We start from the raw sequence: 23,386 nt of genomic DNA on the forward strand, positions 1-23,386 counted from the left end.
TCGCCGCCCGTCCTGTGATGGGATGTGATGTCATGGGCGCTTTCGACTTCGCCGACTTCTTCAGCCGCGATCTGGACGACCTGAAGCAGGAGGGCCGGTATCGCGTCTTCGCCGATCTGGAGCGGCTGTCGAAAGGCGCGCCCTACGCCTGGGATCATCGGCGCGGGCGGACCATCACCATCTGGTGCTCGAACGACTATCTGTCGATGGGCGTCCATCCCGAGGTGGTCGAGGCGGCGCAAAATGCGATCCGCACTTATGGCGCGGGCGCGGGCGGCACCCGCAACATCTCGGGCACCAGTCACGAGCACGTCCTGCTGGAACGCGATCTGGCCGATCTGCACGGCAAGGAGGCGGCGCTGCTGTTCACCTCGGGCTATGCGGCCAATGACGCGGCCCTGTCGACGCTGGCCTCGCGCCTGCCGGGCGCGGTGATCTTTTCCGACGCCCTGAACCACGCCTCCATGATCGAGGGCATGCGCCGCTCGGGCGTGGAGAAGCACATCTTCGCCCACAACGACTGGCGCGACCTGGACCGGCTGATGAGCGGCGTCTGCAGCTACCGGCCCAAGCTGGTCTGTTTCGAGAGCTGCTATTCGATGGACGGCGACTTCGCCCCCATCGCTGCCATCTGCGACGTGGCCGAAAAACACGGCGCCTTCACCTATCTGGACGAGGTCCACGCCGTGGGCCTGTACGGCGCGCGCGGCGCCGGCGTGGCTGAGCGCGATGGCCAGTCGCACCGGATCAATATGATCCAGGGCACGCTCAGCAAGGGATTCGGCGCGATGGGCGGCTACGTGGCGGGCGATGCGGCGGCGGTCGATTTCGTGCGCAGTCACGCGCCGGGCTTCATCTTCAGCACCGCCCTGCCGCCCTCGGTTGTGGCAGGAGTTCGCGCTGCGCTGAAGCATCTGAAAGCTGACGGCGGACCCCGGCGAGTTCTGGCGGCGCGGGCCAAGTCCATCCGCGAAGCCATGGTCAGGATGGGCTTACCGGTCCTGCCCAGCCCCAGCCACATCCTGCCGGTGATGATCGGGGACGCGGCTACGGCGAGGCGCGTGACGGACCGGCTGATGGAGGATTTCGGCGTCTATATTCAGCCGATCAACTTCCCGACCGTTGCGCGCGGAACCGAGCGCCTCAGGGTCACGCCCACGCCTCTTCATGCCGACGAGGACGAAGAGCAACTGCTGGAGGCGCTGGTCGAAATCTGGCGCGATAACGCCGAGTGGCGACGCTTCTCAGCGATGGCGATGCGCCAGCTAGAGACCGTCTGACGCGGCCCGCGCCCAGACCCCGCACGCCAGAAGCGGTGGTGTGGCGCGTCTTTATCCAGCGGCCGGCGACGCGCCGACTTCGCCCCGCTTATCGCCGCCGTCCGCGACCCCTTCCTCGGAGACTTTCAAGCCAGATGTCGTCCTCCCCGACCATCGCCTCGCCGTTTCGCCTTAGTGATCTGCTCCATCCCGTCGTCGCCGGCCTGATCTCCGTTCTGGTCAACTATGGCGGCACCTTCATCCTGGTTTTCCAGGCGGCCAAGATCGCTGGGCTCAGCCCTGAGATGACGGCCTCATGGGTGTGGTCGGTCTCCATCGGCGTGGGCCTGACCGGCCTGTATCTGAGTTGGCGCTATCGCGAGCCGATCATCACGGCGTGGTCGACGCCGGCAGCGGCCTTTCTGGTCACGGCCCTGGCGACCACGGCTTATGCCGATGCGATCGGCGCCTATATGGTTTCGGCGGCCGCCTTCGTCCTGCTCGGCGTATCAGGCGGCTTCGACAAGGTGGTCAGACTGATCCCGCCGGGCATCGCCTCGGGCCTGCTGGCGGGCATATTGTTGCAGTTCGGCGTGGGGGCCTTCGCCGGGGCCAGCGTCGATCCCCTGCTGGTCGGCCTGCTGATCCTGGCCTATGTCGGCTTCAAGCGGTTCTCGGCGCGCTATGCGGTCGTCGGCATCCTGCTGTTGGGGGTTGCGATCCTGATCTGGCAGGGGCGGGTGGACGTGTCGGGCCTGAAGCTGGAGTTCGCCGCTCCAGTCTTCGTCATGCCGACGTTTTCGCTCAACGCCCTGCTGAGCGTGGCCTTGCCGCTCTTCCTGATCACCCTGTCGGGCCAGTACATGCCCGGCATGTTGGTGCTGAGGAACGACGGGTTCAAGACCAGCGCCAATCCCATCGTCGCCGTGACGGGCCTGGGCTCGCTGCTGTTGGCGCCGTTCGGGTCGCACGCTTTCAACATCGCCGCCATCACCGCCGCCATCGCCACGGGGCCAGAGGCGCACGAAGACCCCGCAAAGCGATGGATCGCGGGCGTCGCCGCAGGGGTCTTCTACAACCTGGTCGGCGTGTTCGGGGTGACGTTGGCGGCGGTTTTCATGGCCTTCCCGGCGGCCTTCATCACCACCCTGGCGGGGCTGGCGCTGCTGGGCACGATCGGGGGCAGCCTGGCGGGCGCTATGGCCGACACCACGTCGCGGGAGGCGGCCCTGATCACCTTCCTGGCGGCGGCAGCGAACATCACCCTGCTGGGGATCGGCGGCGCCTTCTGGGGGCTGGTGATCGGGCTGGCGGCGCACTGGATCTTCACCGGCCGCGTCCCGCGTCGCGCTGCGAAGGACGTCGCGGGCGAGGGCGTCACGCCATAAGGCAGGACGCCCCCGTGTTCACGCCATCAAGGCCTGCGCGCTCTGATAGAGCATGTAGAGGGCCACGACGAAGATCAGTCCCGCGAAGACGGTGTTCAGCAGGCCCTTGCGGCTGGACATCGTCTTGGCCAGCCGCGCGCCCACCAACCCGCCCAGAACGCCGCCGCCGATGAAGACCGCCGCCAGCGGCCAGTCCACCCATCCCGCCAGCGCATAGTTGAAGGCGGTGGTCAGGCCGAAGGCGGTGACGCCGACCAGAGACGAGCCGACGGCGTAATAGATGGGCATGCCGGTCGAGCCCATCAGGCTGGGCACGATCAGAAAGCCGCCGCCGATGCCGAAGAAGCCCGACAGCATCCCCGTCGCCGTCCCCGTGCCGATCAGCTTGGGCGCATTGCGCGCGGTCAGGATCACCTGCGGGTCGCCCGCCGCCGAGCGGCCGCGCAGCATCAGGGCGCCGACGACCAGCATCAGCACGGCGAACAGGGCCAGCAGCTTTTGCCCGTCCACCGTCTTGCCAAGGCTGGAGCCCAGCGCCGCCCCGACCACGCCCGCCGCCGCGAACAGCAGGGCGATCTTCCACTTCACCGCCCCGTGGCGGGCGTGGTTCAGCAGGTTGGCGAAGGCGTTGGCGGCCACGGCGAAGGCGCTGGTGCCGATGGCCAGGTGGGGGTCCTTCACCCCCACCAGATAGACGATCAGCGGTACGGCCAGGATCGAGCCGCCCCCGCCCACCAGGCCCAGGGTGAAGCCAACCAGCGACCCCGCCCCGGCGCCCAGTCCGTATTGCAGCAGGCTGAGCGGCTCGCCCATCAGGCGGCGCTCTTGGCGCGGGGGGCGACGCCCGGCTCGACGCAGTCGGGGGCGCACAGCCACTCGCGGCCCTTCAGCATCCCGACCCAGTAGATTTCCGGCAAGGCCTGCGCCTTCAGGTGCCAGGCGCGGCGCGTCGGCTGGCGGCCGTCCAGCATCCAAGCCGGGAAGCTAGGCAGCAGCTTGCCGCCATAGCCGAACTCGGCCAGCACGATCTTGCCCCGCTCGACCGTCAGGGGGCAGGAGCCGTAACCGTCGTAGACCGCCTTCAGCGCCTTGCCGTCCAGCATGGAGATGACGTTCTCGGCCACGACCGGGGCTTGTTTGCGGGCGGCGGCGGCCGTCTTGGCGTTGGGCGCTGAGCAGGCGTCGCCCAGGCCGAAGACGTTGTCGAGGCGGTTGTGGTGCAAGGTGGCCTGATCGACGTCGATCCAGCCGCTGTCGGCCCCCAGCGGGCTGTTGCGGATGAAGTCGGGCGCCGTCTGCGGCGGGCAGACATGGATCATGTCAAAGTCGCGGACGACTTCGCTGACGGCGCCATCGGCGTCGGTGACGGCGAAGGTCGCCTTGCGCGCCTCGCCGTCGATGGCCGTCAGGCGCGAGTTGAAGCGCAGGTCGACGCCGTAACGCTCGATGTATTTCATCAGGGCGGGAACGTAGTCCTTGACGCCGAACAGCACGGCCCCGGCGTTGTGGAACTCGATGTCCACGTTCTTGAGCGCGCCGGTGCGCTGCCAGTGGTCGGCCGACAGATACAGGGCCTTCTGCGGGGCGCCCGCGCATTTGATCGGCATGGGCGGCTGGGTGAACAGGGCGCGGCCGCTCTTCATTTCCTGCACCAGCTTCCAGGTATAGGGCGCCAGATCGAAGCGGTAGTTGGAGGTCACGCCGTTGCGGCCCAGCGTCTGGCTCAGGCCGGGGATGGCGTCCCAGTCCAGCTTGATGCCCGGCGCGGCGACCAGGGCGCGATAGCCGATGCGGCGGCCGTCCGACAGGCGCACCTGATCGGCTTCAGGCGCGAAATCGACGACGCTGTCCTTGATCCAGCGGGCGCCGGTGGGGATCAGGCGGCAGGTCTCGCGCATGGTGCGCTCGGGCGTGAAGACGCCCGCGCCGACCAGCGTCCAGCCGGGCTGGTAATAGTGCCGCTCGGACGGTTCTACGATCACCACGTCAAGGCCGGGACGGCGGCGCAGCAGGCTGGCCGCCGTGGCGATCCCGGCGGCGCCCCCGCCGACGATCAGGACGTCGCAGGTCTCGGAAGCTTGCGGATGGGCCATGCCTCAGCCCTCCAGACGCGGGCCGAGCGGCGAGACGTCGTAACCGGCGGCGGCGGCCAGGGCGACGATCTCTTCGGCCGGGCGCTCGCCTGCCTGCGACAGGGCCCACAGGAAGGTGGTGCGGGTGCCCGAGCGGCAGTAGCCGAGGATGGGCTGGGGCAGTTCGGCCAGCGCCGCCTTGAAGCGGGCCACGTCGTCGGGCGTCATGGCTCCGCCGCGCACCGGGATGTGGACGAAGGGCAGGCCCGCGGCCTCGGCGGCGGCGCGGATGTCCTCGGTCGTCGGCTGGCCCGGCTCTTCGGCGTCGGGGCGGTTGGAGATGATGGCGCGATAGCCCTGGGCGGCCGCCGTCGGGACCTCCTCAGGCAGGATCTGCGGCGAGACGTGCAGGCGGTCTTCCAGGGTGCGGATGTCCATGAGGCTTCTCTGGCTTGAGGAAAGGGGTGCTCGGGTTAGAGCGCGTTGATGGGCACTTTCAGATAGCGGACGCCGTTGTCTTCCGGCTCGGGCATCCGGCCGCCGTTCATATTGACCTGAACCGAAGGCAGGATCAGGCGCGGCATGGACAAGGTGGCGTCGCGGGCGGTTCGCATCTGGACGAACTCATCCTCAGTCACGCCGTCGCGGACGTGGATATTGCCCTCGCGCTGGGCGCAGATGGTGGTCTCCCACGCGAACTCGGTGCGGGCGGGCGGGGCCTTGTAGTCGTGGCACAGGAAGACGCGCGCCGCCGGGGGCAGGGACAGCAGCCGCTTGATCGAGCGATACAGCGTCCGTGCGTCGCCGCCGGGGAAGTCGCAGCGCGCCGTGCCGTAATCGGGCATGAACAGGGTGTCGCCGGGGAAGACGGCGTCACCGATCACATAGGCCAGACAGGCGGGGGTGTGGCCGGGAACGTGCAGCGCCGTGGCCTGAAGCTCGCCGATGGCGAAGCGGTCGCCGTCGTCGAACAGCTGGTCGAACTGGCTGCCGTCGCGGCGGAACTCGGTCCCCTCGTTGAAGACTTTGCCGAAGACGTCCTGCACCTTGATGATGTCGCGCCCGATGGCCAGACGGCCGCCGAGGCGCTCCTGCAGATAGGGCGCGGCCGACAGGTGATCGGCGTGGGCGTGCGTCTCCAGCAGCCACTGAACCTCAAGGTCCTCGGCTTCGACATAGGCGATCAGGGCGTCGGCCGAGGCGGTCGAGGTGCGGCCCGCGGCCTGATCATAGTCCAGCACGCTGTCGATGATGGCGCAGGCGTTCGAGCCGGGGTCGCGCACCACGTGGCTCACGGTGAAGGTGGCCGGGTCGAAGAAGGATTTGACCACGGGGCGCTGGGCCGGGTTCGTCAGGGCGGCCTCGATCACTTCCCTGGCGTGATCACGGGGATGGTCGCGGGCGGGGTCGATGGGGGCGTCGGTCACGGCGTCTCTCCGCATTGATCTGTATCAAGCAATTAGATATTTACATATTATATGCAAGTAAATGTTTTCAAGGCGCGTCAGACCTCCGCTGCGCGTAGCCCTATGACATGGAAACCGACTCGATGACGGACACGCCTTTGCTGCGGCCGCTGCGGATCAATGAGGCGGCGCCGGATTTCGCCGCGCGCACGACGCGCGGCCAGCGCCGGCTGAGCGACTATCGCGGGCGTTGGCTGGCCTTCTTCTCGCACCCGGCGGATTTCACCCCGGTCTGCACCAGCGAGTTCATCGCCCTGGCCCGGCGTCGGGCGGACTTCACGGCGATCGGCTGCGAGCTGCTGGGCCTGTCGGTCGACAGCCTCTATTCTCACCTGGCATGGCTGAAGGACATCCGCGACCGCTTCGGCGTGACGGTGGAGTTCCCGATCATAGAGGACCCGTCCATGGTCATCGCCCAGGCCTATGGCATGATCGACCCGGCGGCGCCTGACAGCGCCTCGGTGCGCGCCACCTTCGTCATCGACCCGAACGGGGTGGTGCGGGCCATCAGCTGGTATCCGATGAACGTCGGCCGTTCGGTCGAAGAGTTGCTGCGGCTGATCACGGCCCTGCAGACGGCGGATCGGGAAGGGGCCTCCGCGCCCGAGGGCTGGACGCCGGGCGCGCCTTTGCTTCAGGCGGCGCCGACCGACTTTGGCGACGTGCTGGCGGGCGATGACGCCTGGTATTATCGGCCGGGGCCGAAATGACGCGCGGCGACGTCGATCTGGACCGGTTGAAGGCCGCCGCGCCCGAGGCGGCCGAACTGTTGCGGCAACTGGCCAACGCCAACCGCCTGCTGATCCTGTGCCATATCGCGCAGGAAGAGCGTTCCGTCGGCCAGTTGGAACAGGAGCTGGGTCTGCGTCAGCCGGGCCTGTCGCAGCAGCTGGCCGAACTGCGCCAGTCGGGTCTGGTGAAGACGAGGCGGGAATCCCGCTCCATCTACTACTCCCTCGCCGACGAGCGGGCCGAAGGGGTGATGGCCATGCTGTTCGAGATCTTCTGCAAGGACCCGGCGGCCCTGGCCGAAAGACTGCATCAGGCGCCTGCGCCGGAGCCGACACGGCCCGCAGGCGACGCGGCCCGGTTCGCCCGAATCCTTCCTCCGCGCGCCTGATGCGCCTCTTGCTGATTTGAACTCAGCTCAGCCGGTCCTCGACGACGCGGGCGAAGATCGACGAGGCGACGGGCAGGACGGCGTCGTTGAAGTCATAGACCGTCTGGTGGACCATCGGCCCGCCCTGACCGAAGAACATATAGGCCCCCGGCGCGTGCTGCAGCATATAGGCGAAGTCGTCGGTGAAGGGATAAGGCTTCAGATCGCGCAGCACCTTGTCCGCGCCCAGCACGGCGGCGCAGGCGTCGGCGGCGATGGCGGCCTGAGCCGGGGCGTTGATGCAGGGCGGCACGCCGGCGATTTCCGTCACGGTGAGGGTGCAACCGGTCATGCGGGCGACGCCGTCGCAGATGGCCTGAAGCTGGCTCCACATGGTTTCGATCACCTCGGGCGAGGTGGCGCGCAGGGTGCCGGCCAGGCTGGCTTCGTGCGGCACGACGTTGTGCGAGGCGCCCGCCTGCAGCTTGGTGACGGTGAACAGGGCCGGTTCCATCGGATCAACGTGACGGCCGATGATGGATGAGATTTCCGCGGCGACGCGGACGGCCGCCTGCAGCGGGTCCTTGGTCTTGTGCGGGGCGGCGCCGTGGCCGCCGACGCCCTGAATATCGATCTCCCAGATCTTGTAGCCGTTCAGGGTCGCGCCCGGACGCACCGCCGCCTCGCCGAACGGCAGCAGGGGCATGTTGTGATAGGCGTAGATTTCGTCGCACGGATAGCGGTCGAACAGGCCGTCGTCGATCATGGCCTTGGCGCCCAGGCCGTTCTCTTCGGCGGGCTGGAAGATCAGCACCACGCGGCCGCGCGCAGGCGGATTGGCGCTCAGGTAACGGGCGACGCCCAGCAGGGTCGCCGTGTGGCCGTCGTGGCCGCAGGCGTGCGAGACGCCGGGCTTGGTCGAGGCGTGCTCGGCGCCGCTGTCGTCGTTCATCGGCAGGGCGTCCATGTCGGCGCGCAGGCCGATGGAGGGGCCGGGCTCGCGTCCCTGAACCACCGCCACGACGCCCGCGCCGCCGATGCCGCCTTCAGGCGACAGGCCCATGTCCTTAAGGGCGTCGAAGACGATCTTCGCCGTGCGGCTTTCCTCGCCCGAGAGTTCGGGGTGGGCGTGGAAATCCCGACGCCAGGCGGTCATGTCCGAGGCGAGGGCGGCGAGGGCGGGCAGGGGCTTCATAGGTCTCAGGCATCCGGCGAAAAAGACGACGCCCAGACCCTTAGCACCCCCGCGCGGTCGGGGACATGGCGGCCCCCGGTCGCGGGCTAGGCGGCGTCGTCTCGTCCGATGGCGGCCGGATCGTAGTTCAGGATCGGCGCCAGCCAGCGCTCGGCCGTCTGCACGTCCCAGCCCTTGCGGGCGGCGTAGTCCTCGACCTGATCGCGGTCGATCTTGCCGACGCCGAAATAGTGGCTGCCCGGATGGCCGAAGTAGAGGCCGCTGACCGAGGCCGGGGGTGACATGGCAAAGGATTCCGTCAGGCTCATCCCGGCGTTGGCGCCTGCGTCCAGCAGACGGAACAGCGCAGCCTTTTCCGTGTGGTCTGGCTGGGCCGGATAGCCGGGGGCGGGGCGGATGCCCTGATACTTCTCCTCGATCAGGTCCTGCACCGAGGTCTGCTCGTCAGGGACATAGCCCCACAGCTGGGTGCGGACTTCCTTGTGCAGCCGCTCGGCGAAGGCTTCGGCCAGACGGTCGGCCAGGGCTGTGGCCATGATGGCGGAATAGTCGTCGCCCGCCGCCTTGAACTCGGCGGCCTTTTCCAGCTCGCCGTGACCGGCGGTGACGGCGAAGGCGCCCAGATAGTCGGCGCCGTCTTCGGCGACGAAGTCGGACAGGCACAGGTTCGGCTTGCCGTTGGACTTCTTGATCTGCTGGCGCAGGCCGTGGAAGCGGGCGGCCTCGGTCGTGCGGCTCTCGTCGGTCCAGACCACCACGTCGTCGCCGCGCGCATTGGCGGGCCAGAAGCCGACGACGCCTTTGGCCGTGAACCATTTCTCCTTGACGATGCGCTTCAGCATGGCCTGGGCGTCGCGGAACAGATCCTGGGCCGCCTCGCCGACGATCTCGTCCTCGAGGATCAGCGGATAGCGGCCGATCAGCTCCCAACTGGCGAAGAAGGGCGTCCAGTCGATGTGGTCGGCCAGATCCTGCAGGTCCCACGCCTCATAGGCGCGCACGCCGAGGAAGGACGGCGCCGGGGCAGGGCTTTGCGCCTCATCGGGTCGCCAGCGGTTGTCGCGCGCCTGTTCGATGGTGGCGCGGGCCTTCACCTCTTGCCCACGGGCGTATTGCTCGCGGATGCGGATGTATTCGTCGCGAGTGGCCGCCTCGTTCTTCGCCCGGTCGGTCGGGGACAGCAGGCCCGAGACCACGCCGACGGCCCGGCTGGCGTCGATGACATAGGTGGTCGAGCCCTTGCGATAGGCCGGCTCGATCTTCACCGCTGTATGGGTGCGGCTGGTGGTTGCGCCCCCGATCAGCAGGGGAATGTCGAAGCCGCGCCGCTCCATCTCGGCGGCGACGAAGGTCATTTCGTCCAGCGACGGCGTGATCAGGCCCGACAGGCCGATGATGTCGACCTTGTGCTCGATGGCGGCGTCCAGAATGCGGTCGGCGGGAACCATGACGCCCAGGTCGACGACCTCATAGTTGTTACACTGCAGCACGACGCCGACGATGTTCTTGCCGATGTCGTGGACGTCGCCCTTGACCGTGGCCATCAGGATCTTGCCGGCCGCCTGACGCTCCTGACCGGCCTTCTCGGCCTCCATGAAGGGTTCGAGGTGAGCCACGGCCTGCTTCATGACGCGCGCCGACTTCACCACCTGCGGCAGGAACATCCGGCCCGAGCCGAACAGGTCGCCGACCACGTTCATCCCGTCCATCAGCGGCCCTTCGATGACGTGCAGCGGGCGCTCGGACGCCTGACGGGCTTCCTCCGTATCCTCGACGATGTAGTCGGTGATGCCGTGTACCAGGGCGTGTTCGATGCGCTTGGCGACCGGGGCGTCGCGCCATTTCAGGTCCACGACCTTGGCCGCGCCCTTCTCGCCCTTGTAGCGGGGCGCCATGTCCACCAGCCGCTCGGTGTTGGACACGTTCGTCCGCTGCGGCCGGTTGAGGATCACGTCCTCGACGGCTTCGCGCAGTTCGGCCTCGATGTCGTCATAGACGGGCAGGTCGCCAGCGTTGACGATGCCCATGTCCAGACCAGCGTTGATCGCGTGATACAGGAAGACGCTGTGGATCGCCCGGCGCACCGGCTCATTGCCGCGGAAGCTGAACGAGACGTTCGACACCCCGCCCGAGACGCGGGCGTGGGGCAGGGTGGCCTTGATGACCCGCGTCGCCTCGATGAAGTCGACGGCGTAGTTGTCGTGCTCCTCGATCCCCGTCGCCACGGCGAAGATATTGGGGTCGAAGATGATGTCCTCGGGTGGGAATCCGACCTCGTTGACCAAGATGTTGTAGGCGCGGGTGCAGATCTCGATCTTGCGCGCGGCGGTGTCGGCCTGGCCCACCTCGTCAAAGGCCATGACCACGACAGCGGCGCCGTAGCGCAGGCACTGGACGGCATGGTGTCGGAAGGCGTCTTCGCCCTCCTTCATGCTGATCGAGTTGACGATCGGCTTGCCCTGCACGCACTTCAGGCCCGCCTCGATCACCTCCCATTTGGAAGAGTCGATCATGGTCGGCACGCGTGCGATGTCGGGCTCGGCCGCGATCAGGTTCAGGAAGGTGCGCATGGCGGCGGGACCGTCCAGCAGGCCCTCGTCCATGTTGACGTCGATGATCTGGGCGCCCGCCTCAACCTGCTGCCGCGCGACCGACAGGGCGGCGGGATAGTCGCCCGCGATGATCAGTTTCTTGAACTTGGCCGAGCCGGTGACGTTGGTCCGCTCGCCGACGTTGATGAAGACAGGACGCATCAGCACGCACCAAAGGCAGTCCTTCTCCCCTTGGGGGAGAAGGTGTCATGCAGCGCATGACGGATGAGGGGTAGGGTTCCGCAGGCTGAACGGCTGAGGGTGAGCGCGTTGTGGGCAGCCCCCTCATCCGACCGCTTCGCGGCCACCTTCTCCCCCGAGGGGAGAAGGAAGGGGCAGGTGGTCGTCACGACACGAGCTCGAACGGTTCTAGGCCCGACAGGCGCAGGGCGACCGGGCGCTCCGGCACAACGCGCGGGGGCACGTCCGCGACCTCTTCGGCGACGTGGCGGATATGGTCGGGGGTGGTGCCGCAGCAGCCGCCGACGATGTTGACCAGACCCGACTGCGCCCATTCCTCAAGGAAGTGGGCCGTTTCGTGCGGCTGCTCGTCATACTGGCCCATGGCGTTGGGCAGGCCCGCGTTGGGGTAGGCGCTGACCAGGGTGTCCGCGACACGGCTCAGCTCGGCGATGTGCGGCCGCATCAGTTCTGCCCCAAGGGCGCAGTTGAAGCCGACAGCGAAAGGCTTGGCGTGGCGGATCGAGTTCCAGAAGGCCTCGGCCGTCTGGCCGCTCAGCGTGCGGCCCGAACGGTCGGTGATGGTGCCCGAGATCCACAGGGGCAGGGGCTCCAGCCCCTCGTCCTCCAGATCCTTGATCGCCTTGATCGCGGCCTTGCAGTTCAGGGTGTCGAACACCGTCTCGATCAGGAAGAGGTCGACGCCGCCGTGGTGCAGGGCGCGAGCCTGCTGCTTATAGGCCTCATAGACCTCGTCATAGGTGACGGCGCGATAGCCGGGGTCGTTGACGTCGGGGCTCAGCGACAGGGTGCGGTTGGTGGGGCCTATGGCGCCGGCGACGAAGCGGGGCTTGTGCGGCTCCTTCTCGGTCCAGCGATCGGCGACCTCGCGCGCGATGCGGGCGCCTTCATAGTTCAGGTCATAGACCGCGTCTTCCAGCCCGTAGTCGGCCTGGGCGATGGTGGTCGAGGAGAAGGTGTTGGTCTCCGAAATGTCCGCCCCGGCGGCGTAATAGACGTCGTGCAGGTCGGCGATGATGTCCGGGCGCGTCAGGATCAACAGATCGTTGTTGCCCTTCTGCGGATGGCTGTGGTCGTGGAAGCGCTCGCCGCGGAAGTCCTCTTCCGTCAGCTCGCGGCGCTGGATCATCACGCCCCAGCTGCCGTCCAGCACCAGGATTCGCTCTTTCGCCGCCGCGTGCAGGGCGGCGATCCGGTCGGGGCGGGTCAGGGGAGACGTCATCTACGCAACAGCCTTGGTTTCGCGCACGCCCAGAACCCGACAGATCGCATAGACCAGCTCGGCCCGGTTCAGGGTGTAGAAGTGGAAGTCCGAAAAGCCCTCTTCCTGAAGGCGGGCGCAGGTTTCGGCGGCGATGGAGGCGGCCAGCAGCTTGCGCGTCTCCGGGTCGTCGTCCAGCCCGTCGAAGTGGCCTGCCAGCCAATCGGGGAGGGCCGCGCCGCACGCCGCCGTCATCCGTTGCAGTCCCGCGAAGTTGGTAACCGGCATGACGCCGGGGATCAGCGGAATGGTCACGCCCGCCGCCCGCACCCGGTCGCGGAAGCGCAGAAAGGCCTCGATGTCGAAGAAAAACTGGGTCACGGCGCGCGTGGCGCCCGCATCGACCTTGGCCTTCAGCACCTCGATGTCGTGGTCGATCGACGGGCTTTCCGGATGCTTCTCCGGATAGGCGCCGACCGTGACCTCGAACCCGCCGATGCGGCTGAGGGCGGCGGTCAGTTCGGTGGCGTTGGCGTAGCCGTCGGCGCGCGGCGTATAGGCGCCGCCGATGCCGGCCGAACCCGGCGGGTCGCCGCGCAGGGCGACGACGTGATCGACGCCGATGGCCTTGTAGCCTTCGATGACTTCATCGACCTCAGCGCGGCTCGCCTCGACGCAGGTCAGGTGGGCGGCGGGGCGCAGGGTCGTTTCGCTGATGATGCGCTGGACGGTGCGGTGCGTCCGCTCGCGCGTCGAGCCGCCCGCGCCGTAGGTGACGGAGACGAAGGCCGGGTTCAGCGGCTCCAGGCGCCGGATCGCCGACCACAGATTGGCCTCGGCCGCGTCGGTCTTGGGCGGGAAGAACTCGAACGAGACGTTGACGGCGTTGCGGTTCGATCCGGCGCGCGCGACTGGGCCCAGCGGCGACAGCAGCAGGGCGCGGGCTTCGGCGAGAGAGGAGGGGGCCATCAGGCGGTCTTTCGGACGGGGCTCGCGGCGCGTTCGCCGGTCCAGATGTGAACAGTCAGCCCTTCCGTGTCGGGCGGCAGGGCGATGGGCGCCGAGGGCGTCAGGCCCGCCTCGGTCAGCCATTCGCGGATTTCAGCGTCGGGGAAGCCTAGGCGACGGTGCTGATGCGCCTCGCGCAGGTGCTCGAAGGCGTGCGGGGCGAAATCGACGATCAGCAGCTTGCCGCCCGGCATGACCAGACGCGCAGCTTCGGCCACGGCGGCGGCGGGATCGGCCAGGTAGTGCAGCACCTGATGGACGATCACCAGGTCGGCGCTCTCGTGCGGCAGGCGGGTCGAGAAGATGTCGCCGTGGCGCAGCTCGACCTTGTCCAGCCCGGCTTTGGAGACATTGGCGCGGGCGATGTTCAGCATGTTCTGCGACAGGTCGAGGCCCACCGACATTTTCGCCTTCTTGCCGAACAGGGTCAGCATCCGGCCCGAGCCGGTGCCCAGGTCGACCACCCGATCGAACGGGCCGGGACCAGCGGCGCGTTCGACCGCCGCCTCGACCGCGCTTTCGCAGACATAGAGGCTGCGCATCTGGTCCCACTGGGGCGCGATCTGCTCGAAGTAGCGGGCGGCGTCGATGGCGCGCTCCTTGCGCACCTCCTCCAGGCGGCGATGGTCGGCCTCGCCCTCGCCGTCGTCCAGCAGGTCCAGCACGGTGTCGATCAGCCGCCGCGACAGGGCGTCGTGCGACAGACGGTAGAAGACGCGCGCGCCATCGGGAAACCGCTCGATCAGACCCGCGTCGGCCATCAGCTTCAGATGGCGCGAGACGCGCGGCTGGCTCTGGTCCAGAACCCGCGACAGCTCCATCACCGACAGCTCCTCCGCAGCCAGCAGGGACAGGACGCGCAGGCGGGTCGGTTCTCCGGCGGCGCGCAGGGCTTCAACGGTCTGGTCAGCGGTCAGCGTCATAGGTCGTATAAAGATATCCTTATACGCTTATGCAAGCAAAATCTGGTCGCGCGCGTCCGCCAACCACCGAACGCAGGCACGGATCGTTCTTCTTGTGTCTGAAATCAGGGTCGAGAGCGCCCCAAAGAGCAAATCTTAGTCTGCGACAGGCGTCTGCAGCGGCTCGTTCGCAAAGTGGGCGGACAGATTCTGCAGGAGCAGCATCAGCATGCCCTGCACCGCTTCGGTCGTGGCGCCGCCGGTATGGGGCGTCAGGACGGTGTTGGGCACGCCCGCCCAACGCGCCGCGTCGGTCGGCTCCTCAGCGAAGACGTCGAGTGCTGCGGCGCCCAGGCGGCCCTCTCTCAGGGCGGCGATGACGGCGTCTTCGTCCACCAGTTGTCCGCGCGCGACGTTGACCAGCAGACCTAAAGGCCCAAGCGCATCGATGACATCTTGAGAGATGAGTCCCCGGTTGCTCTCGTCCGCGCGGCAGGCGACGACAAGAATGTCCGAATCGCGCGCCAGGGCGATCAGGCTATCGGCGCGGGGCCAGGCGGCCTCCTTGGCGCGGGGCCCCCACCAGCGGACGTCCATGCGCATGACCTCGGCGCGCCGCGCTACGGCCTCGCCGATGTGGCCCATACCGACGATTCCCAGACGCTGACCGCTCAGAGATGTGGTGATGCTGCGGCTGGACAGGCTCCATTCGCCCGCACGGACGGCGCGGTCGCCCTCGGCGATCTGGCGGCGTGAGGCGAGGATCAGGCCGATGGCGTGGTCGGCCACGTCCTCATGGTTTACGCCGGGCGCATGGGTGACGGGCAGGCCGCGCGCGCGGCACCACGCGACGTCGATGCCGTCATATCCAGCGGTGAAGCAGGCGACCAGCGACAGGTTCGGCAGGCGCTCGATCAGATCCTTGTCGAGCTCGAACTCGCCGGCGACGATCAGGGCGCGAATGTCGCCGGCGGCCTCGATCGGCGGGCCTTCCCAGAAGCGATAGACATCGTAGGCGCCTTCCAGGAAGGCGCTCAGCGGGGCCAGATGCCGCTGCATGATCAGGACGGCGGGACGCTGGGTCATGGGCGCAGACTATCCCGCTTTCGCCGGAGCGCCAGCCTTCTCATTCACCGCTCATCCCGGCGGACGCCGGGATCCAGTGTTTTGGCGACAGGTGCGACGTTCGACCCTCTGGTCTTGGGCTCTTACTGGATCCCGGCGTCCGCCGGGATGAGCGGGAGAGGGGGCATAGAAAAACGGCCCCCCGATCGCTCGGAGGGCCGCGGGTCAGTCTGTCCGCTGGATCAGCGGCCGAACTTCTGGTGCTGGACGCGCTTGGGAATGATGCTGTCCGCGCCCAGGCGGCGCATCTTATCCTGCTCGTAGGCTTCGAAGTTGCCCTCGAACCATTCCACATGGCCGTCGCCTTCGAAGGCGAGGATGTGGGTGGCCAGACGGTCCAGGAACCAGCGGTCGTGGCTGATGACCACAGCGCAGCCGGCGAACTCTTCCAGAGCCTCTTCGAGGTTCTGCAGGGTTTCGATGTCCAGGTCGTTGGTCGGTTCGTCGAGCAGGATCAGGTTGCCGCCGGTGGCCAGGGTCTTGGCCAGGTGGACCCGGTTGCGCTCACCGCCCGACAGTTGGCCGACCTTCTTTTGCTGGTCGCCGCCCTTGAAGTTGAAGCTGCCGACATAGGCGCGGGTGTTAATCTCGCGCTTGCCGACCATCATGATGTCGGTGCCGCCCGAGATGGCCTGCCAGATGGTGTCGTCCGGCTTCAGGTCGTCGCGCGACTGATCGACATAGGCCAGCTTGACCGTCTCGCCGACCTTGATTGTGCCGCCGTCGGGCTGTTCCTGGCCGGTGATCAGCTTGAACATGGTCGACTTGCCGGCGCCGTTGGGGCCGATGACGCCGACGATGCCGTTGGGCGGGAGCTTGAAGTTCAGGTTGTCGAACAGGACCTTGTCGCCATAGGACTTCTTCAGCCCCTCGACTTCCAGCACCACGTTGCCCAGGCGCGGGCCGGGCGGGATCTGGATGACGGCGAAGGACTGGGCCTGACGGCTGTTTTCCTGCTCGGCGACCATCTTCTCATAGGCGGCCAGACGGGCCTTGGACTTGGCCTGACGAGCCTTGGCGCCCGAGCGGACCCATTCCAGTTCGCGGGTGAGGGCGCGCTGGCGAGCTTCAGACTCGGACTGCTCCTGCACCACGCGCTTGGTCTTGGCTTCCAGCCACGAGGAGTAGTTGCCCTCGTGCGGGTGGCCCTTGCCGCGGTCCAGCTCCAGCGTCCACTTGGTCACCAGGTCCAGGAAGTAGCGGTCGTGGGTCACCAGGATGACGCAGCCGGGGAAGTTTTCCAGGTGGTGCTGCAGCCACGCCACCGACTCGGCGTCCAGGTGGTTGGTCGGTTCGTCGAGCAGCAGCATGTCCGGCTTGGACAGCAGCAGGCGAGCCAGCGCCACGCGGCGCTTTTCACCGCCCGACAGATTGGTGACTTCCCAGTCGTCCGGCGGGCAGCGCAGGGCGCCCATGGCCTGATCGATGCGGCTGTCGATGTCCCAGACGTCGCCGGCGTCGATCTTTTCCTGGAGGGCGGTCATCTCCTCCATCAGTTCGTCGGTGTAGTTTTCGCCCAGTTCGTTGGCGACTTCGTTGAAGCGGTTGACCCACTGCTTTTCTTCACACCAGGCCTCGACGTTCTGGCGAACGTTCAGGTTCGGGTCGAGCTGCGGCTCCTGCTCCAGGTAGCCGCGCTTGACGCCGTCGGCGGCGCGGGCCTCGCCCTGGAACTCGTGGTCCAGGCCGGCCATAATCTTCAGCAGGGTCGACTTACCCGAGCCGTTGACCCCGACGACGCCGATCTTGGCGTCGTTGTAGAAGCTGAGCCAGATGTTCTCGAAGACCTTCTTGCCGCCGGGATAGGCCTTGGTCAGGCCCTGCATCTGGAAGATATATTGTTGCGCCATGCGTCGCGTCGCGCCTTTGATTCAGTGCGGATGGGAAGTTGCCGGTGGATGTAGCGATCCCGAAGGCTTTGGGCAAATCTTCGGACGCCGACGCGGCTTTTCAATGGCGGCGTCGGCGCCCCGCCTTAGGCGTAGTTGAAACTGATGGAGATGCGCTGTTCTTCGGCGCGGTTGGCGGGCACTTCGTGGCGCAGCCAGCTTTCCCACATCAGCACCGTGCCGGGCGCCGGCTTCAGATAGACGAAAGGCTGTTCCGCCTCGCCGGCTTCGGCGGTCAGGCCGGGGCGGGCCATCATCATGGCCAGGCGCGGGTCCTCGATCTTCAGCGAGGAGGCGCCGTCGGGCACATGGATATAGACGGTGCCGGACAGCACGGCGTGGGGGTGGATGTGTCCGGTGTGGCCGCCGCCGGGCATCAGGACATTGACCCACAGATTGTCCAGCCGCAGCTTCTTCGCCAAGTCGAAATGCAGGCTCTGCGCGAAGAGCGCCGCATGCTTGTCCAGCAGCTTTTTCAGCTCGCCGAACTCGGGAAACCGCTGAGGCAGGTCGTTGATCGAGCCATAGGAGGTATAGCCCGGATAGTGGTTGGCCCGGCACCATTCGATCCCGGCCTCGTCCTCTTCCGCCATGACAAGGCACAGTTCCAGCAACTCCTCGTGCAGTTCCGTCCACCCGCGCGCCGAGGCGAGGGAGGCGTCATACACCTGGGTCGGGAAGAGGGAGCGAGAGGGCATGGCCCGCGATACCGCGTCTGGATTTATGCGAGAAGACGAAAACGGTCGCGCAGGGCGGGCGACGCGGTGTTTTCCGGCCCCTCGGCGGCGCCTTTCCGGCGAAACAGGTCGGGTATTTTAGTACCAACTATAAATAGATGATATTTTTCAACGAATTGTCCTGTTTTGCGCATCAAGGTCGGCGTTGACCTGTGCGCGTGGACCCTCTATCAGCACGGCCTCCGCCCGATCCATCTGGTTCGGGCCGCGTTTTTCGTCTTCCAGGACCCTCATCATGCTGAAGAGCACTACGGCTTCGCTGAAGCCGGCCGAGGTCGAGAAGAAGTGGATCCACATCGACGCCGAAGGCGTCGTGGTGGGCCGCCTCGCGACCTTCATCGCCAACCGCCTGCGCGGCAAGCACCTGCCGACCTACACCCCGCACGTTGACTGCGGCGACTACGTCGTCGTCACCAACGTCGACAAGGTGGTGTTCACCGGCAAGAAGAACACCGACAAGGTCTACTATCGCCACACCGGCCACCCGGGCGGCATCAAGCAGACGACCCCGGAGAAAGTCCTGGGCGGCCGCTTCCCCGAGCGCGTGCTGGAAAAGGCCGTTGAGCGCATGCTGCCCAAGGAGTCGCCGCTGGCTCGCAAGCAGATGACCCACCTGCGCCTGTTCGCCGGCGCCGCGCACGACCACGAAGCCCAACAGCCGACGACCATCGACTTCAAGTCGATGTCGTCCAAGAACACCCGGAGCGCCTGAGCATGACCGACGTGACTCAAGACACCGCCGCCGGCTTTGACGCCCTGAAGGGCCTGGGCACTGCTGCTGCCGAGGAAATCGTCCGCGAGCCGAAGATCGACGCCCTGGGCCGTTCGTACTCGACCGGCAAGCGCAAGAACGCCATCGCCCGCGTGTGGGTGAAGCGCGGCACCGGCAAGATCACCGTCAACGGCAAGGACGTGGCTGCGTATTTCGCTCGCCCCGTGCTGCAGATGATGGTCGCCCAGCCGCTGAACGTTTCGGACCGCGCCACGCAATACGACGTGATCTGCACCGTGGAGGGCTCGGGCCTGTCGGGCCAGGCCGGCGCCATCCGCCACGGCCTGTCGCACGCCCTGACCCACTACGAGCCGGAACTGCGCAAGGTTCTGAAGCCGCACGGCTTCCTGACCCGCGACAGCCGCGTCGTCGAGCGTAAGAAGTACGGCCGCGCCAAGGCTCGCAAGTCCTTCCAGTTCTCGAAGCGCTAAGTCGCGAACCCGCGACTGGGAATACAAAGGGCGCTTCGGGGAAACCCGAGGCGCCTTTTTCTTTTTGCATGTCCGAGGGCACCAGATGACCCACACCATCTTCATCGACGGCGAGGCCGGGACTACGGGCCTGGAGATCCGCGAGCGGCTGGAGGCGCGCGGCGATCTGGAACTGATGCTGCTGGGCGACCGCCGCCGCGATGTCGAGGCGCGGCGTGAGGCGTTGAACAGCGCCGATGCGGTTATCCTGTGCCTGCCCGACGACGCGGCTAAGGAAGCCGTGTCGATGATCGAAAATCCGTCGGTTAGGGTCATCGACGCTTCGACCGCCTATCGCGTGGCGGACGGCTGGACCTATGGCTTCGCCGAGATGGATCAGGCCCATCGCGCGGCCATCGCGGCCTCGACGCGGGTGTCGAATCCCGGCTGCTATCCGACCGGCTTCATCGGCCTGATGCGGCCGCTGGTGAAGGCTGGGCTGGTCCCGGCGGACTGGCCGGTTACGATCAATGCGGTGTCCGGCTATTCCGGCGGGGGCAAGGCGATGATCGCCGAGTTTGAAGCTGAGGGCGCATCCACCGCCTTCCGCGCCTATGGCCTGACGCTGAAGCACAAGCATGTGCCGGAAATGACCAAGCACGCGGGGCTGTCGCGGCCGGTGCTGTTCTCGCCCGCTGTCGGGAATTACCGCCAGGGAATGCTGGTCGAGGTTCCGCTGCACCTGTCGGCCCTGCCGGAGACGCCCTCGGTCGAGCGGCTACACGGCGCGCTGGTCGAGGCCTATGACGGCCAGCGTTTCGTCGAGGTCGCCGAGATCGACGAGACCGAGGCCATGACCGGCATCGAGCCCGAGGGCCTGAACGGCACCAACCGAATGCGCCTGCACGTCTTCGGCGATCGCGGCGGGGAGCAGGCGCGTCTGGTCGCCCTGCTGGACAATCTGGGCAAGGGCGCCTCGGGCGCGGCGGTTCAGAACCTCAACATCATGCTGGGTCTGGACGAGGCGACCGGCCTCAGGTGAGGCCGGCCGGGGCGCGCGATCAGCGCGCCCGCGCCGCCTTGACCGCCGACTCCACCGTCCCGCCGAAGAAGACGGCGGCGATGATGATCAGCAGGCCGTAATCGTGTCCGGGGAAGACCAGCGGCACGCCCGCCGCCAGGATGATCAGCGCCGGAAACAGGCTGGCCCAGACGGCGGTCGAGGCGGCGTGAGGATGGATCATCGGCGGGCGCTGCATGCCCATCCGCCGGGCCAGGATGCCGTTCAGCGGCACGAAGGCCGCCGGCACGATAATGGCGATCGCCAGATACTTCACCAGCTGGCCGGGCGCTCCGAACAGGGTCGCCGTTGCGATCAGCAGGATCAGCGGAATGGCCGTGGCGACGGCCAGCAGCAGGTTAGGCTCGATACGCTTCAAGACTTTACTTTCACATAGGCGCCGGGCGCCGGTTCGATGGGCTTCAGCGGCCCGGCCTTGGGATCGCGAGCGGCGATCTTCTCGCCGGACTTCGCGCCCAGCCAGTCGGCCCAGTGCGACCACCAACTGCCGGGATGCTGTTCCGCCTCCGCTTGCCACTCATCAAGCGTTTCGGGAAGGGCGGCGTTGACCCAGTGCTGATACTTGTTGGCCGATGGCGGGTTGATGACCCCGGCGATATGGCCCGACCCGGCCAGCGTATAGGTCACCGGCCCGCCGAACAGCCGCGCCGAGCGGTAGACCGAGTTCATCGGCGCGATGTGGTCCTCGCGGCTGGCCTGGAAGTAGAGGGGGATGCGGACCTTCGACAGGTCGATGGCCTCGCCGTCGATCTCCAGTTCGCCCTTCGCCAGGGCGTTCTGGCCGTACATCAGGCGCAGGTATTGCAGGTGCAGCCGCTTGGGCATCCGCGTCTGATCGGCGTTCCACGCCAGAAGGTCGAAGGCGGGCGGCGCCTTGCCCATCAGATAGTTGGACACGAAGAAGGACCAGATCAGGTCGTTGGCGCGAAGGGCGTTGAAGGTGTCGGCCATCGCCGTGCCGGGCAGGACGCCGCCCGCCTCGTCCATCATGCGCTCGATCTCGGCCAGCCAGTGCTCGTCGGTGAACAGCAGCAGGTCGCCCGCCTCGGCGAAGTCGTGCTGGGCGGCGAAGAAGGTGGCTGAGGCGATGCGGTCGTCGCCCTTGGCCGCCATATGGGCCAGTGTGGCGCCCAGCATGGTGCCGCCGATGCAGTAGCCGACGGCGTTCAGATGCTTCTGGCCGGTCTGCTCCAGCGTCTTTTCGACGGCGCGATAGACGCCCTTCTTCATGTAGTCGTCGAGGCCGAACTCGGCCTTGTCGCGGTCCGGGTTAACCCACGAGCAGACGAAGACGGTGAAGCCCTGCGCGCTCAGCCAGCGGATCAGGGAGTTCGCCGGCTGCAGGTCCATGATGTAGAATTTGTTGATCCACGGCGGGAAGATCAGCAGCGGAATGGCGTGCTGCTGCTCCGTCGCGGCGTCATACTGGATCAGCTCGAACAACTCGTCGCGCCAGACGACCTGACCCGGCGCCGTGGCGACGTTCTCGCCCAGGACGAAGCGGCCATAATCTGCCTGGCTGATCTTCAGCGAGCCAGCCCCGCGCTCCAGATCGGCGGCGAAATTCTGCATCCCGCGCACCAGGGATTCGCCGCTGGTTTCGGCCAGGGCCTTCAGCGCCATGGGGTTCGAGGCCAGGAAGTTGGCGGGCGAGAAGGCGTCGGTCAGCAGGCGGGTGAAGAACTCAGCCCGGCGCTTCACGCGCGGGTCCACGTCCTCGACGCTGGAGACCAGGCTGTTCATCCAGTCCGAGGTGGCCAGATAGGACTGGCGCATCATGTCGAACATGGGATTCTCGGACCAGGCCGGATCGCGGAACCGCTTGTCGAACGGGGCGGGGCTGTCGACCGTTTCGCCCATCGCCCGGCGCGTCGTGGTCGACCACAGCTCCATATAGCGGCCGAACAGGTCGGCCTGGGCCTGGAACAGCTTTTCGGGTCGGGCGGCCAGACTGGTCATGACCGAGGACATGGCCGGGGCCACGTTGAACGGATCGGGCGACAGGGCGGCGGGGCGGTCGGCCTGCGACAGAGCCGCCTCGGCCACCGCTGTCTGGGCCATCATCGCCGCCTTGGCCAGATTTAGGGACAGCGTCTCCAACTGCTGACGCTGTTCGGCGCTGAAGGCCATGAAGTCGGGCGTAGAGGCGGGGGCTTCGTCCTGCGGCGTCGGTTCCGGGGCGGGCGCCGGTTGCGGCTGTTCAGGCGGTGCGGCGGCCTTCTTGGCGCGCGGCTTGGCCGAGGTCGGGCGGCCGGCCTTGCGCGGCGCGGGGGCCTGGGCGGGCGCCGTCGGCTGGGGCGGGGCCTTGGTCGGGCGCTTGGCCATGGCGAACCTCCGTTGGGGACGAGCGAATGCGCGCGCCTTCCTCCCGACGCGATGATGGCATATGTCAGTGACGGAAATGAACGCGCTTATGCTGAAAAAGACGGGATGGACGGCAGCCTGGGGGGCGACCCTCGGTTCAGCCCTGATTTTGGGCGGCTGCGTCGGGGCTTTCGAGCCGAAGACCGACCCGACCTCGCCGTTGGCGCCCCGCATCCAGCAACTGGTCGATGAGAATCGCCAGTATCCGCGCTGGGCCGATTTCCCGCGCAGCAGCACCCCGCTGCCGGCGCCGACCGAGATCGCCGCCGACGTGGGACGCCTGCAAGGCCGCAGCGCCGCCCTGACCGCCGAGATGGCGCGTATCGACTGGACGCTGAACAGCGACCCGGCCGCCTTCCTCGCCGAGATCAACCGCCGCTTGGACGCCAGCCAGATGTCGCCCCAGACGCTGAAGACCGCTCAGGAAGTCGAAGCCTACGCCGAAGAGCTGCGCCGCCGCGCTACGGCGCCGCCGCCTATCGACCGTCCGCGCTTCTGAGACGCACGACCGTATCAGGCGCAGTCGCGATATAAGGGGCATGAGGCGCGCAGATCGCGTCCGGCCTCGAATCCCGCGATCCTGAACGCTTCGGCCGCAGGGCCGACGCTCGAATCTGCTGCAAAGG

22 protein-coding genes are annotated in these 23,386 nt (G+C 67.2%); 8 read left to right on the forward strand and 14 right to left on the reverse strand.

Features of this window, described 5'->3' with window-relative positions; all coding sequences use genetic code 11:
• Window positions 1-32 precede the first annotated feature (32 nt).
• Complete coding sequence (gene hemA / locus ACLBV5_RS00395; protein WP_447604508.1) at window positions 33-1,280, forward strand: 5-aminolevulinate synthase; 1,248 nt, start codon at window positions 33-35, stop codon at window positions 1,278-1,280.
• A gap of 134 nt (window positions 1,281-1,414) precedes the next feature.
• Window positions 1,415-2,647 carry a benzoate/H(+) symporter BenE family transporter gene (locus ACLBV5_RS00400; protein WP_447604509.1) on the forward strand — a complete coding sequence of 411 codons (1,233 nt, stop codon included), beginning with the start codon at window positions 1,415-1,417 and terminating at the stop codon, window positions 2,645-2,647.
• An 18-nt stretch (window positions 2,648-2,665) separates the two neighbouring features.
• Here the strand turns inward: ACLBV5_RS00400 and ACLBV5_RS00405 are convergent, their stop codons facing one another.
• From ACLBV5_RS00405 to ACLBV5_RS00420, 4 genes are read right to left on the reverse strand one after another with little or no spacing between them, the layout of a single operon-like run.
• On the reverse strand, window positions 2,666-3,460 hold the full coding sequence (locus ACLBV5_RS00405; protein ID WP_447604510.1) for a sulfite exporter TauE/SafE family protein: 795 nt from the start codon (window positions 3,458-3,460) through the stop codon (window positions 2,666-2,668).
• Window positions 3,460-4,740 carry an NAD(P)/FAD-dependent oxidoreductase gene (locus ACLBV5_RS00410; RefSeq protein WP_447604511.1) on the reverse strand — a complete coding sequence of 427 codons (1,281 nt, stop codon included), beginning with the start codon at window positions 4,738-4,740 and terminating at the stop codon, window positions 3,460-3,462. The genes ACLBV5_RS00405 and ACLBV5_RS00410 overlap by 1 nt, the downstream gene beginning before the upstream one ends.
• Window positions 4,741-4,743: 3 nt before the next feature.
• Window positions 4,744-5,157 carry a TIGR01244 family sulfur transferase gene (locus tag ACLBV5_RS00415; RefSeq protein ID WP_278069190.1) on the reverse strand — a complete coding sequence of 138 codons (414 nt, stop codon included), beginning with the start codon at window positions 5,155-5,157 and terminating at the stop codon, window positions 4,744-4,746.
• Between the two features lie 35 nt (window positions 5,158-5,192).
• Window positions 5,193-6,161, reverse strand: coding sequence for an MBL fold metallo-hydrolase (locus ACLBV5_RS00420; protein WP_447604512.1), 969 nt, complete (start codon window positions 6,159-6,161; stop codon window positions 5,193-5,195).
• A 92-nt stretch (window positions 6,162-6,253) separates the two neighbouring features.
• On the opposite strand from ACLBV5_RS00420, the gene ACLBV5_RS00425 reads away from it, so the two are divergent.
• Window positions 6,254-6,895, forward strand: coding sequence for a peroxiredoxin (locus tag ACLBV5_RS00425; protein WP_447604513.1), 642 nt, complete (start codon window positions 6,254-6,256; stop codon window positions 6,893-6,895).
• On the forward strand, window positions 6,892-7,305 hold the full coding sequence (locus ACLBV5_RS00430) for a metalloregulator ArsR/SmtB family transcription factor (protein WP_447604514.1): 414 nt from the start codon (window positions 6,892-6,894) through the stop codon (window positions 7,303-7,305). Before ACLBV5_RS00425 ends, ACLBV5_RS00430 begins: the two co-directional genes overlap by 4 nt.
• Window positions 7,306-7,327: 22 nt before the next feature.
• On the opposite strand, the gene ACLBV5_RS00435 is transcribed toward ACLBV5_RS00430, so the two are convergent.
• The 8 genes from ACLBV5_RS00435 to ACLBV5_RS00470 all read right to left on the reverse strand — a co-directional run bounded on the left by ACLBV5_RS00435 (window position 7,328) and on the right by ACLBV5_RS00470 (window position 18,094).
• Complete coding sequence (locus tag ACLBV5_RS00435; protein WP_447604515.1) at window positions 7,328-8,479, reverse strand: amidohydrolase; 1,152 nt, start codon at window positions 8,477-8,479, stop codon at window positions 7,328-7,330.
• Window positions 8,480-8,565: 86 nt separating this feature from the next.
• Complete coding sequence (metH, locus tag ACLBV5_RS00440) at window positions 8,566-11,232, reverse strand: methionine synthase (RefSeq protein ID WP_447604909.1); 2,667 nt, start codon at window positions 11,230-11,232, stop codon at window positions 8,566-8,568.
• A gap of 184 nt (window positions 11,233-11,416) precedes the next feature.
• Complete coding sequence (locus tag ACLBV5_RS00445; protein ID WP_447604516.1) at window positions 11,417-12,493, reverse strand: homocysteine S-methyltransferase family protein; 1,077 nt, start codon at window positions 12,491-12,493, stop codon at window positions 11,417-11,419.
• Window positions 12,494-13,441 (reverse strand): methylenetetrahydrofolate reductase [NAD(P)H], encoded by a 948-nt coding sequence (gene metF, locus ACLBV5_RS00450; protein WP_278069184.1) that lies wholly within the window; start codon window positions 13,439-13,441, stop codon window positions 12,494-12,496. It abuts the gene before it with no gap.
• The gene (locus tag ACLBV5_RS00455) at window positions 13,441-14,403 is read right to left on the reverse strand and encodes an ArsR/SmtB family transcription factor (RefSeq protein WP_025977434.1); all 963 of its coding nucleotides are present in this window, start codon (window positions 14,401-14,403) and stop codon (window positions 13,441-13,443) included. Before ACLBV5_RS00455 ends, metF begins: the two co-directional genes overlap by 1 nt.
• Window positions 14,404-14,538: 135 nt before the next feature.
• Window positions 14,539-15,468, reverse strand: coding sequence for a 2-hydroxyacid dehydrogenase (locus ACLBV5_RS00460; protein WP_278069183.1), 930 nt, complete (start codon window positions 15,466-15,468; stop codon window positions 14,539-14,541).
• Between the two features lie 221 nt (window positions 15,469-15,689).
• On the reverse strand, window positions 15,690-17,357 hold the full coding sequence (gene ettA / locus ACLBV5_RS00465; protein WP_025977430.1) for an energy-dependent translational throttle protein EttA: 1,668 nt from the start codon (window positions 17,355-17,357) through the stop codon (window positions 15,690-15,692).
• A gap of 125 nt (window positions 17,358-17,482) precedes the next feature.
• Window positions 17,483-18,094, reverse strand: coding sequence for a TIGR02466 family protein (locus ACLBV5_RS00470; protein WP_278069182.1), 612 nt, complete (start codon window positions 18,092-18,094; stop codon window positions 17,483-17,485).
• Between the two features lie 277 nt (window positions 18,095-18,371).
• On the opposite strand from ACLBV5_RS00470, the gene rplM reads away from it, so the two are divergent.
• The 3 genes from rplM (at window position 18,372) to argC (ending at window position 20,357) form a co-directional block, all read left to right on the forward strand.
• The gene (rplM, locus tag ACLBV5_RS00475) at window positions 18,372-18,845 is read left to right on the forward strand and encodes a 50S ribosomal protein L13 (protein WP_201105658.1); all 474 of its coding nucleotides are present in this window, start codon (window positions 18,372-18,374) and stop codon (window positions 18,843-18,845) included.
• A gap of 2 nt (window positions 18,846-18,847) precedes the next feature.
• A complete protein-coding gene (gene rpsI / locus ACLBV5_RS00480) occupies window positions 18,848-19,336 on the forward strand; it encodes a 30S ribosomal protein S9 (protein ID WP_024354145.1) in 489 nt (162 codons plus the stop codon).
• A gap of 85 nt (window positions 19,337-19,421) precedes the next feature.
• Entirely contained in the window at window positions 19,422-20,357 is a 936-nt protein-coding gene (gene argC / locus ACLBV5_RS00485; protein WP_447604517.1) for an N-acetyl-gamma-glutamyl-phosphate reductase, read from the forward strand.
• Between the two features lie 19 nt (window positions 20,358-20,376).
• Here the strand turns inward: argC and ACLBV5_RS00490 are convergent, their stop codons facing one another.
• Window positions 20,377-20,754 (reverse strand): hypothetical protein, encoded by a 378-nt coding sequence (locus ACLBV5_RS00490; RefSeq protein ID WP_447604519.1) that lies wholly within the window; start codon window positions 20,752-20,754, stop codon window positions 20,377-20,379.
• Window positions 20,751-22,721 carry a class I poly(R)-hydroxyalkanoic acid synthase gene (gene phaC / locus ACLBV5_RS00495; protein ID WP_447604520.1) on the reverse strand — a complete coding sequence of 657 codons (1,971 nt, stop codon included), beginning with the start codon at window positions 22,719-22,721 and terminating at the stop codon, window positions 20,751-20,753. The genes ACLBV5_RS00490 and phaC overlap by 4 nt, the downstream gene beginning before the upstream one ends.
• Before the next feature lie 88 nt (window positions 22,722-22,809).
• Between phaC and ACLBV5_RS00500 the strand changes: the two genes are divergently transcribed.
• A complete protein-coding gene (locus ACLBV5_RS00500) occupies window positions 22,810-23,259 on the forward strand; it encodes a hypothetical protein (RefSeq protein ID WP_253121284.1) in 450 nt (149 codons plus the stop codon).
• Window positions 23,260-23,386 lie beyond the last annotated feature (127 nt).

The sequence above is a fragment of the Brevundimonas sp. M1A4_2e genome, from assembly GCF_053345555.1.